At 64.5% G+C, this 16,782-nt stretch carries 12 protein-coding genes and 1 pseudogene; 5 read left to right on the top strand and 8 right to left on the bottom strand.

What is annotated here, in order from left to right; translation table 11 throughout:
• Positions 1 to 106 precede the first annotated feature (106 nt).
• Positions 107 to 598 carry a response regulator gene (locus KZJ38_RS10315; RefSeq protein WP_219799945.1) on the bottom strand — a complete coding sequence of 164 codons (492 nt, stop codon included), beginning with the start codon at positions 596 to 598 and terminating at the stop codon, positions 107 to 109.
• A 109-nt stretch (positions 599 to 707) separates the two neighbouring features.
• Positions 708 to 2,321: a sensor histidine kinase gene (locus tag KZJ38_RS10310; protein ID WP_219799944.1), complete on the bottom strand. Its 1,614-nt coding sequence runs from the start codon at positions 2,319 to 2,321 to the stop codon at positions 708 to 710.
• Positions 2,322 to 2,975: 654 nt separating this feature from the next.
• On the opposite strand from KZJ38_RS10310, the gene KZJ38_RS10305 reads away from it, so the two are divergent.
• Complete coding sequence (locus tag KZJ38_RS10305; protein WP_219799943.1) at positions 2,976 to 3,467, top strand: hypothetical protein; 492 nt, start codon at positions 2,976 to 2,978, stop codon at positions 3,465 to 3,467.
• Positions 3,468 to 3,750: 283 nt separating this feature from the next.
• Here KZJ38_RS10305 and KZJ38_RS10300 read toward each other — a convergent pair whose 3' ends face one another.
• A complete protein-coding gene (locus KZJ38_RS10300; RefSeq protein ID WP_219799942.1) occupies positions 3,751 to 6,288 on the bottom strand; it encodes an AsmA family protein in 2,538 nt (845 codons plus the stop codon).
• Positions 6,289 to 6,468: 180 nt separating this feature from the next.
• Between KZJ38_RS10300 and KZJ38_RS10295 the strand changes: the two are divergent.
• Positions 6,469 to 7,167, top strand: a pseudogene (locus KZJ38_RS10295) (ABC transporter ATP-binding protein); the annotation flags it as partial.
• 140 nt (positions 7,168 to 7,307) lie between these two features.
• On the top strand, positions 7,308 to 8,105 hold the full coding sequence (locus KZJ38_RS10290) for an ABC transporter permease (protein WP_219799941.1): 798 nt from the start codon (positions 7,308 to 7,310) through the stop codon (positions 8,103 to 8,105).
• 17 nt (positions 8,106 to 8,122) lie between these two features.
• On the opposite strand, the gene KZJ38_RS10285 is transcribed toward KZJ38_RS10290, so the two are convergent.
• Entirely contained in the window at positions 8,123 to 8,704 is a 582-nt protein-coding gene (locus tag KZJ38_RS10285) for a DUF6013 family protein (RefSeq protein WP_425518340.1), read from the bottom strand.
• A gap of 144 nt (positions 8,705 to 8,848) precedes the next feature.
• Positions 8,849 to 9,865: a zinc-binding alcohol dehydrogenase family protein gene (locus KZJ38_RS10280; protein ID WP_219799940.1), complete on the bottom strand. Its 1,017-nt coding sequence runs from the start codon at positions 9,863 to 9,865 to the stop codon at positions 8,849 to 8,851.
• Between the two features lie 121 nt (positions 9,866 to 9,986).
• On the opposite strand from KZJ38_RS10280, the gene KZJ38_RS10275 reads away from it, so the two are divergent.
• A complete protein-coding gene (locus KZJ38_RS10275) occupies positions 9,987 to 10,937 on the top strand; it encodes a LysR family transcriptional regulator (protein WP_219799939.1) in 951 nt (316 codons plus the stop codon).
• Between the two features lie 62 nt (positions 10,938 to 10,999).
• Here KZJ38_RS10275 and KZJ38_RS10270 read toward each other — a convergent pair whose 3' ends face one another.
• From KZJ38_RS10270 to ku, 3 genes are all read right to left on the bottom strand, one after another.
• A complete protein-coding gene (locus KZJ38_RS10270; protein ID WP_219799938.1) occupies positions 11,000 to 11,302 on the bottom strand; it encodes a hypothetical protein in 303 nt (100 codons plus the stop codon).
• Positions 11,303 to 11,444: 142 nt separating this feature from the next.
• A complete protein-coding gene (ligD, locus tag KZJ38_RS10265; RefSeq protein WP_219799937.1) occupies positions 11,445 to 14,438 on the bottom strand; it encodes a DNA ligase D in 2,994 nt (997 codons plus the stop codon).
• A gap of 37 nt (positions 14,439 to 14,475) precedes the next feature.
• Positions 14,476 to 15,471: a non-homologous end joining protein Ku gene (gene ku / locus KZJ38_RS10260; protein WP_219799936.1), complete on the bottom strand. Its 996-nt coding sequence runs from the start codon at positions 15,469 to 15,471 to the stop codon at positions 14,476 to 14,478.
• Positions 15,472 to 15,843: 372 nt separating this feature from the next.
• Between ku and serB the strand changes: the two genes are divergently transcribed.
• Positions 15,844 to 16,689, top strand: coding sequence for a phosphoserine phosphatase SerB (gene serB / locus KZJ38_RS10255; protein ID WP_219799935.1), 846 nt, complete (start codon positions 15,844 to 15,846; stop codon positions 16,687 to 16,689).
• The last annotated feature ends 93 nt before the right edge of the window (positions 16,690 to 16,782 follow it).

Raw genomic sequence — 16,782 nt, 5'->3', positions numbered from 1 at the left:
GGCCGTTGACTGCGGCCCTTGACTGCGGCCCTTGACTGCCGCCAACGACCTCGACCGCACCGTCACCTACCCTCGCGCATCGCCATGCGCTATGGCGTGCGCACCATCACGCGACGATCATCCGTTGCCCGGGCGGCAGTTTAACCACTTGCAAAAAGAACCCGAGCCGGCGCACCGCTTCGATAAACGCGTCGTACTCGACGGGCTTCGTGATGTACACGTTGCAGCCTAGTTCATAGCACCGTTCGATTTCGCGCGGATCGTCGGTGGTCGTCAGCACGATGACGGGCATCGCCGCCGTCGTGGGCGACTCCTTCAGCCGCCGCAGCACCTCGAAGCCGTCGACGCGCGGCATCTTGAGGTCGAGCAGCACGACGTAGTTCGTCAGATCGTCGCGCGGCGGATACTTGCCGGCGTTCTCGCCGAGCGGCCGGTCGCCGAAGAAATAGTCGAGCGCCTGCTGACCATCCGCAAATCTTACGAAACCATTCGATATGCCGGCGCGGCGCAGGTTGCGCTCGACGAGCGTCGCGTGCCCATCGTCATCCTCGACGAGCACGATGCCCACCGTCTTGCCCACTGCTGCCGACCCTGTCATGTTTTCTCCGTCCACTGCGTGCATTGACTGCTGCCCCCGCCGCTGTTTTTGACAATCGTGTTGCCGCTTTTTCTGGCTACTTCGCTTTCAGGCTGCTGCGCCTGCAAGTTCACCCCGTGCGCACCGGCTGATCCGGCAGCACGACGAAAAACGTCGACCCCGCCCCTTCCGCCGATTCGACCCAGACCCGTCCGCCGTGCCGTTCCACCGTGCGCCGCACGAGCGCGAGGCCGATGCCGTCGCCCTTCGAGATATCGCCATGCAGCCGCTGGAATGCGCGAAACATTTTAGGCATGTAGGCGGCCGGAATGCCGAGGCCATTGTCTCGCACATAGAAGGTTCGCGTCGTCGGCGCTTGCGGGTCGGCTTCGTCCTCCGGTTCGGCGGGAAGCGCGCCCACTTCGATGCGGCCCGGCCGGCCCGGATCGAGGAAATTCAGCGCATTGCTGAGCAGGTTGCTGAACACCTGCTCGATCGCGCCCGGGTCGCCCCACGCGGTCGGCAGGTCGCGCACCGTGACCGTTGCGAACCGTTGGTGAATCTGCGTCTCCAGCGCATCGACCGCGCGCGCGACCACGCGGCCCACGCTCACGCGCTGCCATTGATACTCGAGCCGGCCCGCGCGCGAGATGCGCAACAGCGCATCGATGATCGCCGCCGCGCGCGTGACCGACGAGCGCAGAAACTGCAGAGACTCACGCATATCGCCGTCGAGCACGCGTGCAAGGCGCCGTTCTTCGACATCGGGCAGCTTCGCCGCATCGATCGTTGCGCGCACATCGTCGCACGACACCTGCAGTTCCTTCGAAAAGCCCTGCAGGTTCACGAGCGGCGAACGCAGATCGTGCGACACGCTGTAGATAAACATCTCGTTGTCCTGCGTCTCCTGGCGCAGCGCCTCGTTGACGCCGGCCAGCTCGGCCGCGCGTGCTTCGAGCCGCTTTTGCAGCGTGACCTGCTCCTGCTCGGCGACGCGCAGACGGGCACTCGTCTGGTGCAGCGCGCGGTCGAGGGCCGCGATTTCGTCGTTGCCGGCAAGCGGCGCGCTCAACGGCTGACCGTTGCCGAGACGCTCGGCGTTATCGGTCAGCACTTCGAGGCGGCGGCCGATATTGCGCGCGAACACGAGCGCGGTGACCGCCCAGATCAACATGGAGCCGACCACCGCGGCGATCAGCGCATATTGCTGGCGCGCACGCGTTTGCATTACCGATGCGCTGCGCTGTGCGTCAAGACGCGATGCTTCCGCGACAAAAGCGTCGAGTTCATTACGAACGATGCCGATCTGCGCCGGCACCGCGTTCGCCTCGAGCGAAACATAGGCCTTCGTGCTGCGGCCTTCGCGCAGCACGTCCGCGGCATCGATGGCCTGCGCGTGATAACGGTCGATTGCATCGCGCATCGTGCGCACGCGCGCGGCCTGCTGCGGCGTATCGGCCACCAGCTGATCGAGATGCATGAGCCGGTCCGACAGGTCGACCCACGCCGCATGACGCTCGATAAACGCCGGGTCGCCGACGATTAGCCCTGTGCGCACGCGCGCCGCCTGGCGCAATAGCGGGTCTTCGAGCGCGGACGCCTGATAGAGAATCTGCTTGCTATTTGCGGCCGACTGCACCGCAAGCGCGGTTTGCTCCTGCGTATCGAACACCACCCCGAGCAGCGCGAGCTCGACGACGCTCGGCAATGCGATCAGCAGCAAACCCTTTGTGAATAGTTTCATATTCGCCTGGCAAACTTTCCGGCCACAAACAGTCGTTCCGGCCGCAAGGACAGACAGCGCGATCGATAGACGAAGGCGATCGCAAGACAAGCGGACAGGACCAGCGGCAAGATGACGTGCGGCACAATGAACAGCGAACCGTGCAGCCAACTGAGCAGCGAACTGAGCAGCGAACTGGGCAACGAACCGTGCAGCGAACCGGGCAACGAATCGCGCGCGAAGACGAGGCATCAGGACATGCACGGGTAGGCAACCACTACGACCTCAGGTAGCCTCAAAACCGGGCAGCACCGGCGCGACGAGCGCTGCGCGGCTGGAATCGAGTCATTATCGACGTGAATGGTCGAGATTTCAACGCGGCCGGGCGGTGCGGCATGGCGCATGCGAAGCGATGTGTCATGCCGCGCGGCAAATTATGTTGGAGAAGTGCTGGCGCACACAAAAATGCCTTTTTTATCGGTGACGGAATCAATCGCGTAGCCCATGCGTCTATCATGGAGACAGATGCACAGAATGCGAAAGCGCACGGCGACACGATTCGGCATGTTCCGCACGGGCCGGTGTGAGACGGAACAATGTCGAATCACCGTGAATCCGGCATTTTCGTATGCTATAAAAGATCGACGTGCGGCGCGCGAAGCCGGGAGTGGTCGCATGAGGACGCTGCGTTTCTTGCAATTCTTTTTCAGGCGAATTTTTATGTCCTTCCCGAAAAAGCGTAGACGCGCGAAGGTGGACGGCGACGAGTCGTTCCTCGCGGTACTACGTCATTTCAAGGCGTTCGGCCAGCTCGATACGAAAATCGCGCGTGCCCGTGCGCAGGACGAGCCAGTGCTCTATGCCCACGTGCTGCCCGGGCTCGATGTGTTGCTATGCTGCGTGCGCGGTGCCCAGCCGCCGTATCCGGCCACCGCCGAGTTGCGCCGCCGCTGCATCGAATCGATAGCGAACGCGCTCGAGCAGCCGCTCGATGGCCTCGAGAACGGCGGCTACTGGTACGAGGCGGACGGCTTCGGCTTCCTCGTATTCGCAAGCCGCGCGCGTGCGCGCATTCTCCCGGAGTTCGGCGCCACGCGTTCAGCCGCGGGCGCGCGGCGCATGCGGCGGCAGGATGCCGGCGACGCAACGCCGCGATCGCTGCGCTAGGCTTCTCTCACGTTTCACTCAGATGGTTCAGGTTTTGCGCGTCACGTAAGCCCGGTTCTCACGCCCGTCACTGCATCATCAAACGTTCATGCACAGGAAGAAGGCCGCGTACATGCGCGGCCTTCTTCGTTTTTGCGAGAACGCACGTTACCGCGCGCACTTTATCGCGACTTCATCGCGGTCTGGTCGCGCGCAATACTTCGCCGCCCGTATCGTTCGATGACCTGCACGATGCCAATCCTTATCGAGATTTGATTTTTGCGCGTGACCGATACGCGACACGTCAGCTTCCCTTGTATTCAGCGGCTTTGTCGGGCGTCGAGGTTTTCGGCGCCTGTTTTGCAGGCGCATGAGCGGGTGCACCCGCAGGTGCATGCGCCGGCGGCTTCCCATGCGTCGATTGCGCATCCGTTGCCGGCGTATTGTCCGGCGTCAGCAACGGCGCCTTCGGTGGCTGCTTCTGGCCCGGCGGCGGCGCGACCGGTTTCGTGCCGACCTTCGCCAGCAGTTCGTCGCAAGGCAACGGCTTGTTGTTGCTCGGCGCGATCAGCGGTATCAGGGCAGCGAACGGATTGATAAGACCGAGCCCGACTGCGGCGCCGCCGCGCAACGCGAGCGCAGCCGCATTTACGCCGACATGCGGGTCCTTGAACGTGCCCTTCGCGTAGAGCGGCGAGCGCAGCGAAAAGACACGGAAACCCTTCGTATGAGGATGCACGCCGAGATCGAGAGTCTCGTCACGCAGGTTGATATTGCCGTCGATGTTGATCACCGCGTCGGTCGTATCGAGTGCGAAGACGCGCGAATCGAGCACGCCGTCGGTCACGACGAAGTCCGCCGCCGCGCAGTTGATCTTCACATCGTTTTTGCCGAAGAGTTTTTCGTATATCACATTCGCGACGTTGAGCCCCGCCGCTTCCATCAGCAGGCGGCTCACCGTGCCGTCCGTCACCAGCAGTTTCACCTCACCGTTCGACGTCGCCGCAAGCGCCGCCGGCGAATTGCCGGTTGCCGACAAGGCCGCGTCGCCATTGATCTCGCCCAGCGCGCTTTGCATCGTCCCGGCTTTCGGGAACAGCTGCTTGAGCTTGACGTGACGCGCCGAGGTCGAGAAACGCCCTTTGAGTGGTGTGCCGCTGCCGTCGAGATTGATATTCGACGCGAGCGACCCGCCCGCGACGCCGAACTTCAGCGGCTCGAGCGTCAGCACGCCATCCTTCATGATCACATGCGTGTAGAGGTCCGTGATCGGCAGGCTCGGATCCTTGATGATGCGCCGGCCCGTGAACTTGACGTTCGCATCGATCGCCTTCCAGCGGTCGGTCTTGAACGGCTCGACCGGCAGCACCTTATTCGACGGCTGCCTCGCCGCATCGCCGCGTTTGGCCTTGCTTGCGTTGCTGTCCGCGCCGATGATCGGCGCGAGATCGGCGAAGCGCAGCTCGTTCGACACCAGCTCGCCCTGCAGCAGCGGCCGCGGCTGGCGGCCCACGTACGTCACCGTGCCGTTCAGGTCGCTGCCGCCGACCCGGCCTGTAAAATTTTCATACGTGAATACGTTTCCGCTGTCCTTGAATTGGCCGATCAGATGGCCTTCGGTCGCATACGGCGGCGTGCCGGGCAAGGTGATGCCGGTGAAGCCGTACAGACGGTCAAGGCTCGTGCCGCGCAGCCACAGGCGTAAATCGAGCGCGGCCAGATGCATCGGATCGGTGATCGTGCCGACCAGCGCGACGTGCAGGTCGCCCGCGCGCACATCGGCCTGGATCGGGAACGGGCGATCGGGATCCTGCAGCGCCAGCACGCCGCCGACCTTGCCCTCGCCCGATACCGGCTGCCGGTTATACGCGCCTTTGACGGTCCAGCCGATCGCGTATGGCGCAATCACCTGGCGTCGCGTTCCCGCAACGGCAGGCGCGGTTGCGCCGCTCGCGCCACTTTCAACAATAGCGCTGCTTCCCGCCGTGCCGGCGCCGCCGGCACTTTCAGCGCTCACCCCTCTTGCCGGCGCGGCGACAACCGTCGACGCCCCCGACGCAACGGCGCCCGACGCATCATGCGCGGGCTCGACCACGGTCGACGTGCCCGACGCCGTGGAAGCAGCCGACGCCTCAGCCGTTTTCGCCTGCTTCGCGAGCTGGTTCGCGCCGGCACGCCCGACCTGTTGCGCCGACTCGGCACGCGACTTGTCCTGTTGCTGCTGCAGCGCCTCGCCGATCGGAATCGGCTTGCCTAACGTATCGACGACCACTTGCATATCGACTTTCTTCTGCTCGTCGCTTACCGCGATATGCCCTTTGTCGAACTCGATGTCGTGCAGATCGAGCTTCCATTCCGACGGACTCGCCGACTGCTTGAACTTGAACGTCCAGTTATTGCGCCCGTCGATAACCCGCTCGACATCGATCGACGGGTTCACGAGATGGATCGCCGGAATCACGATGTCATGCGCGAGCAGCGGCAGCACCTTCACCTGGAAGTCGATTTCATCGAGCGTCGCGAAGTGCGGCTGCCTGGTCCAGTCCGGATTCGCGATCGTAATGTTGGCGGCGGAAAATCGCGGCCACGGCACCCATGCGCGCCAGCCCGTCTCGCCGACCGGATGCCGCCATCCGACCTTCAGGTCGCCCTCGATCGCAAACTGCCGCCCGATTGCTTCGCTAACCTTTTCATTGACCCACGGGCGGGCGCGATTCCAGTCGAACGTAAGGATGAAGACGACCAGCACCGCGATCAGTATCGCAAGGACAGCGATACACCATGCGACGATTTTTCCGATGCGTCGTGCGAGCGACGGGTGGGTCTTCTGCGAGACATTCATGAGGCCTGGGCTCCTCCGGTCTTATTCCCTGCGCCGATTCGTCAGCAGATGCCGTGCCCGGTTTGCCCTCGGGCGCCGCGCGGCTTAACATGACAGCCGCGCCGCCGTCGCCGGGTTGTGCAATGCAATGCGACGCAATGACGCGACGAAGCGGCCCGACATTCCCCACATACGAACATGATGACGGCTACTCCCCTCGTGCAAGCCGACGGCATCGTGCGCCGCGACGCCGGGCACGGCACGACCCTGCTGCAGCCGACCGATTTCGCGCTCGCCAGCGGCGATCGCGTCGCAATCACCGGTCCGTCGGGCTCGGGCAAAAGCGTGCTCCTGCGCGCGCTAGCGCTGCTCGATCCGCTTTCGGCCGGACAGGTGCTCTGGCGCGGCAAGACTGTGTCGCGCGCGGCCATTCCGCGCTATCGGCGCGCGGTCGCGTATATCCGGCAGCGCCCCGCGCTGCTCGACGGCAGCGTCGAGGACAATCTGCGCTACCCGTTCTCGCTCTCCGTCTATCGCGATGCGCGCTTCGATCGCGCGTACGCCGAAGCACTCGCGACGCGCGCGGGCCGCGGCACGGGTTTTCTCGCGCGTCAGGCGAGTGAACTTTCGGGCGGCGAAGCGCAGATCGTCGCGCTGATCCGTGTGTTGCAGCTCGTGCCCGACGTGCTGCTGCTCGACGAGCCGACCGCCTCGCTCGACCCCGAGTCGACGGTGGCGTGCGAGGCACTGATCAACGCATGGTTCGACGATGCCGCGACACCGCGCGCGTGGGTCTGGGTCTCGCACGATGCGCCACAGGCCGCGCGTGTCGGCAAGCGGCAACTGACCATGCGCGCGGGCGTACTGAGCGAACGCGCGGACGGCTTGCCCGATGCGCATCATGACAGCGCACCGGGTGCGCCGAGCGCACGAGGCGCGCAAGGCAACGCACATGACAGCGCACCCGATGCACCAGGCGTCCAAGGCGACGTACAAGACCGCGCACCCACCGGCATCAAAGTCAGCAAGGAAGCGACGCGATGACATTGCAAGACCTGAGCCTGTGGCAAGTCGGCATCGCCGCGCTGCTGATCGTCGTCAACGGCGCGCTGTCGCTGCTGCTCAAACTCGATCTCGAACGCAAGCTCGCGTGGGCGTCCGCGCGCACGATCGTCCAGTTGCTCGCGGTCGGCTACGTGCTCGGCTGGGTGTTCAGCCACGCGCACTGGTATTTCGTGCTGCCGCTGATGATTGTCATGACACTGATCGCCGGCTTCGCGGGCGCGGGGCGCGGCAAGCGGACTTACGCAGGCCAGCGCGCGGACAGCATTCTGTCGATCTGGGCCAGTTCGTGGCTCGTCGCGGCGGTCGGGCTGTTCGTCGTGATCCGCATCCATCCGTGGTACGAGCCGCAATACGCGATTCCGATTCTCGGCATGATCCTCGGCAATGCGCTGACGGGCGTCTCACTCGGCATCGAGCGCATGACCGAGGAACTGACCGCGCGGCGCGACCGCGTCGAAATGGCGCTCGCGCTCGGCGCGACGCGTTGGGAAGCCGCGCAGGGACCCGCGCGCGATGCGGTGCGCGCCGGCATGATTCCGACGCTCAATCAGATGACGGTGGTCGGCGTGGTCAGTCTGCCCGGCATGATGACGGGCCAGGTGCTCGCCGGCCAGTCGCCGTTGCAGGCGGTCCGCTATCAGATCGTCATCATGTTCCTGATCGCGGCCGCGTCGGCGCTCGCCACGGTCGGCGCCGTGCTGCTCACGTACCGCAAGCTGTTTTCGGCCGAGCACCGGTTCCTTGCATCACGGCTTATCGAGCGCGCCCAATAAGGCCGCTCCGCTAGCGCTTAACGCTTCGCGCTCACCGCGACCTGCGACCCATCGCTGAGCGTCAGGGTCTTCGTGCTGCCGTTGGTCGGCATCGTGAAACGCAGAACCTGACTCACCGCCGTATAGTTCGGACATTTGATCGACTTGCCGTCGCTCGTCACATCCTTCGTACCGTTCGGCGTCTGCGCCTGGAAATGCAGCTGCACGGTCGCGGTGCCGTCTTTCGCGACGACCGGCGCGAAGCGGATCTGAGTCTGGCGGATCATCGCGCCGTTCGAATCGATAGGTAACGACGCGTAATTCGGGCAATCGCTCGCGGTGGGCACCGGGCCGCCCGGCGGTACGGTCTTCCACGTGAAGTCGTCGGACTCGCCGGAGCGGATCGTGCGGGTTTCCTGCGAATTGCCGAACTGCTTCGACGTGACCTTCACCGTGTAGCGGATCGGTCCATCGGTCGCCGCTTTCGACGTGACCGTGATCGGCGTCGCGGCGAAGCCGACGGCAGGCAGGACGACGGCCAGTGCGCCAAGCGCGCAGGCAAAAGAGGCAGCAACAGAAACGGCGGAGAAGCTCAAGCTGATACGCATGCTTTTGCTCATAGGTCACCTCGTTGTTGTGCTGGCGGGCGGTACCTCATGCAAACGCCCTGCCAGTCAGTCTAACGCGGTGCGCCGCGCGTGCGTGCATCGTCCGGATCGGGTATTACCCCGCTTGCCGTGCGCGATGCACGTTGACGCCCCCGCTCAGAAGCCGGTCAGCACGAGCTTGCCGATCGCGCGCCCTTCTTCGAGCATTTGATGCGCGCGACGCAGATTGTCCGCGTTGATACGGCCAAGATCCTCGCCGACCGTCGTGCGCAGCGTACCCGCGTCGACGAGGCGCGCGACCTCCGTCAGAAGCTTGTGCTGCTCGATCATGTCGGGCGTGCCGAACATCGCGCGCGTGAACATGAACTCCCAATGAAACGCCGCACTCTTCGCTTTCAGCAATTCGACGGGCACGGGCCGTTCGTTCTCGACGATCGTGCAGATTCCGCCTTGCGGTTTGACGAGTTCGGCAGCGGTCGGGAAATGCTGGTCCGTATCGTTGAACATCAGCACATAGTCGACTTGCGGAATGCCGAGTGCTTTCATCTGCGCGGGCATATCGCCGAAATGGTCGACGATATGATCGGCGCCGAGTTCTTTCGCCCACTTCGCAGACGCCGGCCGCGACGCGGTCGCGATCACCGTGAGCTTCGCCAGTTGTTTGGCGAGCTGGATGCCGATCGAGCCGACCCCGCCCGCGCCACCGATGATCAACACCGTGCGGCCTTCGTCAGCCCCTTGCGGCGACACATGCAGCCGCGCGAACAGCGCTTCCCAGGCGGTAATCGCCGTCAGCGGCAGCGCGGCCGCATGCGTGAAATCGAGCGACGCCGGCTTGTGTCCGACGATCCGTTCGTCGACCAGATGAAACTCGCTGTTCGCGCCGGGCCGCGTGATGCTGCCCGCATAGAACACCGGGTCGCCGACCTTGAACAACGTGACGTCCGGACCGACCGCGGCGACCGTACCGGCGGCATCCCAGCCGAGCACGCGCGGCGTTTTCTCGACCGTGTCCTTCGGCGCGCGCACCTTGTAGTCGACGGGGTTCACCGAGATCGCCTCGACCTTCACCAGCAGGTCGCGGCCGGCCGGCGCGGGCTTGTCGATGTCGAGATCGATCAGCGCTTCAGGGTTGCTGATCGGCAGATAACGGTAAAGACCTACGGCTTTCATGACGGCTCCTTTTCAGTGATGTCGGTGTAGATGCGTCGGTGTAGATGAACACATCGTAGTCACTCGCCGCTTCGCCGAAAACAGCGATAATCACTAAAACATTTTCAGGAATTTCCGAAGAATGACCTTTGCCGCCCCCGCTCCCGATCCGCGCGACAGGCTCGATCTGCTCGACGTCGCTCTGTTCGTGCGCGCGGCGCTGCTCGCGAATGTGTCGGCGGCCGGCCGCGAATTCGGGCTCTCGCCGGCAGTGGCGAGCGCGCGCATCGCGAACCTCGAGCACGAACTCGGCGCGCGCCTGCTGCATCGGACCACGCGCCGCATCAGCCTCACGCAGGATGGCGAAGTATTTATGAGCCGCGCGCAGACGCTGCTCGAAGCGGCCGCCGCGGCGCGCGCATCGGTCGGACGCGCGCAGGCCGAGCCGCAGGGACGGCTGCGCGTCTCGATGCCGTCGTCGTTCGGGCGCCAGCATGTGTCGCCGGCGATCGCGGCGTTTCTGCGGCGCTATCCCGGCGTCAGCGTCGATTTGCGGCTAACCGATCACATCGTCGATCTCGTCGACGGCGGTGTCGATCTCGCCATCCGCATCGGCGCACTCAAGGATTCGTCGCTGGTCGCGCGGCGGCTCGCGGCGAACCGGCGCGTACTGTGCTGCGCGCCCGCCTATCTCGCCGAACACGGTGCGCCGCATCATCCGTCGGACCTTGCCGCGCACGAGTGCATCGTGTTGTCGGAGCAGCGCGACTGGTCGTTCGTGACGCCTGCGGGACCGGTCAGCGTACGCGTCGAAGGACGGCTCGCAACCGATAACGGCGAAGTGATTCGCGACGCGCTGCTCGACGGCTTCGGCATCGCGCTGAAGTCGATGTGGGACGTCGCGCCGCATCTGAAGAGCGGCGCGCTCGTCACGGTGCTCGACAGCTATCCGCTTGCCGAGACTGTCGCGATCTGGGCCGTCTACCCGAGCCGCGCGTTCGTGCCGCCGAAGACGCTCGCGTTTATCGAATTTCTGGCCGAACGCTTCGGCGACCCGCCGTATTGGGACGGCCCGCATTGGGACGGGTGGTAATAAAGCGACGTGGGACCGCCCGTAATGGGACAGCCCCTAATAAAGCGACGTCGGACGGCCGGTTAGTGTTTGCGCGTGCCCTTGCCTCGCGAATTGCGGTTCGCATGCGCGTCGTTCTGCGTGCGCTCCTGATAGTCATCGCCGCCGCGCCGGTCCGTGTCTTCGAGGCCCTGCTCGACGTCGCGATGCGCCTGCTTGCCGATACCGCGCGCATCGTCCTCATGCTGCGATTCGGGGCTTTGATCGGTCTCGTGCGGCAACGGCGCCGACGCTTCATGCGACGCGTGCTGCCGCCCCACGTGCTGCTTGTCGCGCTCGGCCGACGGCTTCTGGTCGCCGGTTGCGCGTTGAGTCGAAGTCTTCATGATCGGGTTCTCCGTCTGGTTTCGGGGTTCGGTCCGAACCTGGGTCTACGCCTGGGTCCACGTTTAGGTTCGGGTTCGGGTTCGGGTTCGGATCCGGGTTCGCGTCGACAGCGGATAGCGAGTGGCCATGGCCGTATAACCGCTACCCGCGTTCGCCCGCGAGGCGTTTTCGCATCGCCGCCGTGATGCGCTGCCGCGTCTTCGCGTAAGCGGCCCACGGATCCTCGCGCAATGACTGCAAGCGCTCGTGCAGATTCGCGATATTCCACTGGTCGCCGGCCGTCGTTTCCGGCACTTCATCCCATGTCAGCGGCACCGAGACGCCAAGGCCCGGGCGCGCGCGTGCAGAATACGCAGCGACCGTGCTCGAGCCGCGGTTGTTACGCAGGTAGTCGACGAAAATCTTGCCCTTGCGGTTCTGCGCGCCCATCTTCGCGGCGAAGTTTTTCGGCAGCGTCGTCGCCATATGCTGCGCGACAGCCTGCGAGAACGCCTTCACTTCGTCCCAGCCCTCGTGTTTCGTGAGCGGCACCACGATATGCAGGCCCTTGCCGCCACTCGTTTTGCAGAACGACACCAGCCCCAGTTCGTCGAGCAGCGTGTGCGTCAGTTGCGCGGCTTCGATCATGCGCTCCCAGCCGAGCGCCGCATCCGGATCGAGATCGAACACGACGCGATCAGGCTTCTCGATATTCGACGCCACCGCGTTCCAGGTATGCAGTTCGATCGTGCCCATCTGCGCCGCGCCGACCAGCGCCTTCGCGCTATCGATCGTAATCAGCGACGGGTGTCCGGGGTCGAGCCCCGGGTGCTGCGTGATATTCGGAATCGACAGCTTTTCCGCGTGCTTCTGGAAAAACAGCTCGCCGCCGATGTCCTCGGGCGCGCGCACGAGCGACACCGGGCGATCGCGCAGATGCGGCAACATCCAGTCGGCCACCGATTCGTAGTAGCGCACGAGCTCGATCTTCCGGGTGTCGGTGTGCTTGTCGATCACGCGGTCCGGATGCGAAATGCGCACGCCTGCGACGGTCTGCGTGGCGCCCTTCGCTTTCGACGTGCGCGAGGCGGGCGCCGCTTCGGGCTCATTGTCGCTTTCAGAGTGCGCGGCTTTGCGTGAAGCGGACGCCTTGCCGGCGCGTTTCGTTGCCGCCGTGCCGTCGTCTTTCGCTGCGCCCTGCGACGCCGCCGCGCGCGTCTTCGTGCGCGGTGTGCTTCGCGAAGCGGCAGTCTCTTCGTCACTGGTCTGTTGCACATCAGCTCCTTTGCGCGGTGCTTCGATCACGATCTGTCGCGCGGGTTTATCGCTGCGCAGGCTGATAAACGAGGCCTGGCGAACGATGCCTTCATCGGTCAATTCGGCGAAATTGCATTCGGCGACCAGCTCGGGCTTGACCCAATGCACGGGTGTCCGGCTGCGTTCGCTCGGCACGCTCGCGAACGGCATCTTTGAGGTCTCGCGCGCGTCGAGCTCTTTTTTCACGGCGCGCAGCCGCTTCGCATCGAAGCCCGTGCCGACGCGGCCCGCATAACGGAGCTTGCCGTCTTCGTCGTAGACGCCGAGCAGCAACGCGCCGAAATCCGCGCGGCTACCGCCCGGTTCCGTATAGCCGCCGATCACGAACTCCTGGCGCCGCCGGCATTTGAGCTTGATCCACGCCGACGAGCGGCCTGACGCATAGCGGCTGTCGCGCCGCTTGCCGATGATGCCTTCGAGCGACATCTCGCACGCGCTTTTAAGCAGTGCGTCAGCGTCGGTGCCGAAGTCGGCCGAGTAGCGCAACGCGTCGTCGTCGAGCGGTTCGAGCAGCGCGCGCAGCAAGGCGCGGCGTTGTTCGAGCGGCACCTCGCGCAGGTCGTAGCCATTCAGGTACGGCACATCGAACAGGTACACGGTGATGTCGCGTTCGCGGTGCGTATCGAATGCGTTTTGCAGCGCCTGAAAGCTCGGTACGCCATGCTCGTCGAGCACTACGGCTTCGCCGTCGAGCCAGGCGGTGTCGACGCCGACGTTCGCGAATGCCTTCGCCTGCTTGCTGAATTTTTCGGTCCAGTCGTTGCCCGCGCGCGTGAAGATGCGCACCGGGTCCTTGGCCTGGCGACGATCGATGCGGGCGAGCACTCGGTAGCCGTCAAACTTGATCTCATAGACCCATGCATCGCCGGCAGGCGGCGTATCCACGAGCGTGGCGAGTTCCGGTTTCATCGCGGTGGGCAGCGAGGCCTTTTTCGCGCCTTCGATCGCGGGTGTTTGGGCGAGTTCGCGCAGCGACTCGCTGTTGCGCGTCGCGACGATGTCGGGGTGGCCGGCGCGCTTCGCGGCGCTCGCACGGCGTGTCGTGTTCGGCTGCGCGAGCGCGGTGGCGCCGAGCGAAGCGGCCACTTTGCGACGCGAGGTCCGGCTACCGTTGGCGGCGCTGTCGCTGGGTCCGTGCGCGCCTTGCGTAGTCGCGCGCTTGCGTGTGCCCTGCGCGCCTTTTGCCGCGACTCGACCGGCTTTGCCATCGCCATCTGCAGCACCTGTATCTCGCGCACCCGGCGCATCGGACAGCACGCTGCCCGGATACGCATCGAGCACGTCGAATTCGCTTTCGCCATGCGCTTCGCCGTCACGCTCCTTGATGAGCAGCCACTGCTCCTTGTCGCCGCTGCCGCGCATATGGCTGCGCACGAGCGTCCAGCCGCCATGCAGCTTGTCGCCGTGCAACTGGAACTTGAGCTTGCCCGCTTCGTAGGCCGCGCGCGCCTCGTCCTCGCCGCCGACGGGCTCCCACGTGCCGCGGTCCCAGACGATCACGTCGCCCGCGCCATAGTGGCCTTCCGGAATCGTGCCCTCGAACGACCCATAGTCGAGCGGATGGTCTTCAACGTGCACGGCGAGGCGCTTCACCGACGGATCGAGGCTCGGTCCTTTCGGCACCGCCCACGATTTCAGCGTGCCGTCGAGTTCGAGCCGGAAATCGTAGTGAAGACGCCGCGCATCGTGCTCCTGAATGACGAAGGCAAGCGCGTGCGTCGACTTGCGCGCGGCGCCCGCGCTGCGGCTGCCGGTTTTGCGCCGCGCGGTCGCACCGGACGGTTCGGGTGTTTCATCGAAGCGTCGTTTGCGGTGATAGGTCTCGAGTTTGTCGGCCATGATTCATCGTGACGGTTGGCTCCATGAGGCGGCACGCCTAGGCAGCGCGGCGTTTGCGCGCGCTCGGACTGCTTGCGGTTCGCCGCGCAGGCGTCTTGCTCTTTGCGGCGCGGCGCGGTGCGGGACGGGCTTCTTCTTCCGCATCATCATCGGCTTCCTCGTTGCCGTTCGCGCGCGCACGCGCGGACTTCGCTGTGGCTTTGCCTGTCGCTTTCGCCGCCGTCTTCCGCGTGGCCTTCCCTTTTCCGAGGCTGCGCTTGAGCAGCTCCGACAGATCGAGAATGTCAGCGCTCGGCCGCGTTTCGGCCGGCTCCTCGACCTCGCCGATTTCCTCGGTCTTGCCCTCGCCGATCTTGCGGTCGACGAGCGCCATGATGTCGTCGTGAAACGTGTCGTGGTACGCGGACGGGTCCCACGTGTCGCTCATATCGTCGATCAGCTTTTTCGCCATCTCGAGTTCGCGCGGCGTGACGCCGGCCTTCTTGCGATTTTCGTCCGGCAGTTTCAGTTCGTCGTACGATCGAACCTCGCCGGCCCAGCGCAACGTATTCAGCGCGAGCACCGGCCCGATCGGAATCAGCGCGGCAAGATGCTGCTTGTTATGCATCACGACGTTCGCAATGCCGACCTTGCCGCTCTCCCTGAGCGCCTCGCGCAGGAGCGCATAGACTTTTTCGCCCTTGCGATCGGGCGTCAGGTAATAAGGCGTATCGAGATACAGGAACGAGATTTCCGGCGCTTCGACGAACGCGAGAATGTCGACCGTCTGCGTCGATTCCGGGTTCGCAGAACGAATTTCCGCATCGGACATCACGACATACTTGCCCTTCTCGTACTCGAAGCCGCGCACGATGTTCTCGCGCGCAACCTCTTTGCCGGTGCGCTTGTTGATCTGCTTGTAGCCGATCGGGTCGATCGAGCGCTTGTCGAGCAGATTAAAGCCGACCTTCTCCGATTGCGTCGCCGGGTACAGCTGCACCGGCACGTGCACGAGACCGAAGCTGATTGCGCCCTTCCAGATCATATGTGCCATCGTGCGCTCCCGAGGTTCAGACTTCGGTTGAAGCAGCAAGCATGCCACGCGGCTTTCCGTGCGTCGCCGCGCAGGCGCGCAGATTCGTGTGCGTATCGCGCCGTGGGCGGGCTGTAAGAGTTGCGCGGCGGGCGGCAAAACATGCGGGGCCGGTTGCGGCGAATGTTGGGCACCAAGCCTCGCGGCGAAGCGACGGCCGCGCTGCGGTACGCGTCGATATATGCGCAAGTCGCAACCCTGCCGGGGGACCGAGCCGCACCCGTTACAATATGCAGATTTTCTGCGCCACACGCAGATTTTCTGCATCATTTTTGCGCGCGCTTTTTAGCCGTGCTTTGTGGCCCCTGCTTTCCAGCCCTTTTCCGCGTCGACATGAACCTCGTCATTCAAAGCCCTGTGCCGCTTTCCGCCGATCATCGCAAACCGCTTGCCGCGCTTGCGCACGGCTCGCCGGCCGTCGTCATCGATGAACACGCGATTCGCGTCGACAACGTCAACGTGGCCCAGCGCGCGGATCTCGAGGTGTACTGCGGCACCCATCAGCTCGACTACGCGTTCGTCGAACCGGGCCAGCGCCTCACGAACTTCGGCCTCGTCGCGATGGATATGGATTCGACGCTGATCACGATCGAATGCATCGACGAAATCGCCGATTTTTGCGGGCTCAAGGCCGAAGTCGCCGCGATTACCGAAGCGTCGATGCGCGGCGAGATCAAGGACTTCAACGAGAGCCTCACGCGGCGCGTCGCGTTGCTCAAGGGGCTCGATGCGAGTGCGCTCGAGCGCGTCTACGAAGAACGGCTGCAGCTGTCGCCGGGCGCCGAACGGATGCTCGCGGGCGCGAAGGCCGCGGGGCTCAAGACGCTGCTCGTGTCGGGCGGCTTCACGTTCTTCACCGAAAAACTGCGGGCGCGCCTGAAGCTGGATTTCACGCGCGCGAATACGCTGGAAATTGTCGACGGCAAGCTGACCGGGCGCGTGCTCGGTGAGATCGTCAACGCGGATGTCAAGGCGCGCACGCTGCGCGAAACGTGCGCGACGCTTGGCATCGAACCGAGCCGTGCGATCGCACTCGGCGACGGTTCGAATGATCTGAAGATGATGGCCGATGCGGGGCTTTCCGTCGCGTTTCGCGCGAAGCCCGTGGTGCGCGAAGCGGCGAGCGTCGCGTTCAATTACGTCGGGCTCGACGGGTTGCTAAGGCTTTTTTCAGCTTGAGTACGCGGGCGGCCCGAGCTGCCGCGCGTGCTTGATATGCGTTTGCCGGGCCGCCTTGCGCGGCGACGAGCCGTTCTCGACTGAACGCGGCGC

This window comes from Paraburkholderia edwinii (assembly GCF_019428685.1).
In the GTDB taxonomy this organism is placed as follows: domain Bacteria; phylum Pseudomonadota; class Gammaproteobacteria; order Burkholderiales; family Burkholderiaceae; genus Paraburkholderia; species Paraburkholderia edwinii.
This window is presented reverse-complemented; position numbering and strand designations above follow the sequence as displayed.